Raw genomic sequence first — 1,794 nt, 5'->3', positions numbered from 1 at the left:
GGTCACGGGGGAGGCCTCCTAGGCGAGGGGCGGGTCAGTGGGCTTCGGTGGCGGGGCCGTTCGTCGCGGGGCCGTTCGAGGCGAGGCGGTGGACGGCGGCGAGCGGGACGGGCAGCCAGTCGGGGCGGTGGCGGGCCTCGTAGAGGACTTCGTAGACCGCCTTGTCCGTCTCGTAGGCGCGCAGGACGACCGGATCGGTGCGGGGGTCGCGGCCCGACACCTCCGCGTACCCCGCGCAGTAGGCCGCCCGGCACTCGCCCGCCCACCGGGGCGACCACGGCTCGGCCGACCGCGCCGCGTAGTCGAAGGACCGCAGCATGCCCGCCACATCGCGCACCGCGGGCTGCGGCATCCTGCGCTCGGCAAGGGGACGCGAGGGCTCACCCTCGAAGTCGATCAGCGACCAGTCACCGGAGGGCGAGCGCAGGAACTGCCCCAAGTGCAGGTCCCCGTGGACGCGTTGGGCCGTCCAGGTCGTTCCTTCGGCGGCCAGATCGGCGAGCGCGTCGAAGGCGGTGCGCAGGGCCTTCGCGTACGGAAGCAGCGCGGGCACCGCTCCGGCCGCCGCGTCCAGGCGCTCCGCCATGCCCTCGGCGATCAGCTCCACCTGGGCGCGGCCGAGCGTGACGGTGGGCAGCGCGCGGGCGAGCGCCAGGTGTACGTCGGCGGTCGCGCGGCCGAGCGCCCGCGCCTCGCCGCTGAAGTCGGCCCCCTCGGTGAGCCGGCGCAGCGCGAGGTCCCAGCCGTCCGTCGTGCCCTTCAGATAGGGCTGGAGCACGCCGAGCACGTTCACGTCGTCCGGCAGGTCCGCGAGGAACCAGGCGGCCGGGGCGGGGACCTGCGCGCAGTCCTCGCGGGCGAGTTTCAGCGGCAGCTCCAGATCCGGATTGAGGCCGGGGACGATGCGGCGGAACAGCTTCAGGATGTACGTGTCGCCGTACACGAGCGAGGAGTTGGACTGCTCGGCGGCCAGTACGCGCGGCACGAGACCCTCGCCGATGTCCCTGCCCATGGCGCGCTCGAAGCGCAGCTTGCCGACGCGCGCCCGCATCCGCAGCGCCTCGAGCAGGAAGTCGGCCAGGCGCGGGTCGTGCAGCGCCTCGTAGACCGTGAACCCGGCGAGCGGCCCCTCCGTGACATGGCCGATCAGCGCGGGAGCGAGCCGCGGCGGCAGCTCGCGCCGCACGCCGAGCAGGAGTTGGTAGCAGTCGGCGGGCTGTGCGGTGGTGGCTCCGCCCCGCCCCGGGATCAGCGGCTGGTCCACCCGCACCAGGAGGTGCAGCAGTCCCAACCGGGCGGTGGGCGGGAGCAGTTCGGTCGCCGTGACCAGGTGGAAGCCGGAGACCGGACGGCCCTTGCCCGCGAACCAGCGTTGCCTCGGCAGCCACCCGCGAAGGAGCGGATCGAGCGAGGCGAGCAGCGCGTCCGTGGTGATGCCCGGGCGGGTGACGGCTTCCGACATGGCGTCGCGTCCTTTCCGCGGTGCGGACAAGGGAGAGTGCGGGAGTGCCGGTCGTGCGGGAGTGCCGGTCTGTACGGGAGTGCCGGTCGTGCGGGGAGAGTGCCCAGGGCGGGGCGGTGGAAACCGCCCCGCGCCGGTGTTCGCAGCGGTGTCGCAGAGGTGGAGCCTACGCCGGGTCCTTGCGCAGCCGGAACCAGTAGAACCCGTGCCCCGCCAGTGTCAGGAGGTAGGGCAGTTCGCCGATGGCCGGGAAGCGCACCCCGCCGATGAGTTCGACCGGGTGGCGGCCGTTGAAGGACTGCAGATCGAGTTCGGTGGGCTGGGCGAAGCGG

General features: G+C 73.6%; 2 protein-coding genes. Both read right to left on the bottom strand.

Features of this window, described 5'->3' with window-relative positions; genetic code table 11:
- Positions 1–34: 34 nt before the first annotated feature.
- Positions 35–1,462 carry a maltokinase gene (locus tag E2651_RS42990; RefSeq protein WP_135336694.1) on the bottom strand — a complete coding sequence of 476 codons (1,428 nt, stop codon included), beginning with the start codon at positions 1,460–1,462 and terminating at the stop codon, positions 35–37.
- A gap of 166 nt (positions 1,463–1,628) precedes the next feature.
- A partial coding sequence (locus E2651_RS42985) for an alpha-glucosidase C-terminal domain-containing protein (protein ID WP_209446395.1) occupies positions 1,629–1,794 on the bottom strand: 166 nt, incomplete at its 5' end.

Origin of the sequence: Streptomyces sp. MZ04 (assembly GCF_004684775.1) — a bacterium.
Lineage (GTDB): Bacteria > Actinomycetota > Actinomycetes > Streptomycetales > Streptomycetaceae > Streptomyces.
Note: the sequence above shows the minus strand (reverse complement) of the source record. Positions and strands in the feature narration are given on the sequence as shown.

Coding starts and splice junctions, on each gene's coding strand:
- E2651_RS42990 (WP_135336694.1), bottom strand. CDS start 1,462: ATGTCGGAAGCCGTCACCCGCCCGGGCATCACCACGGACGCGCTGCTC.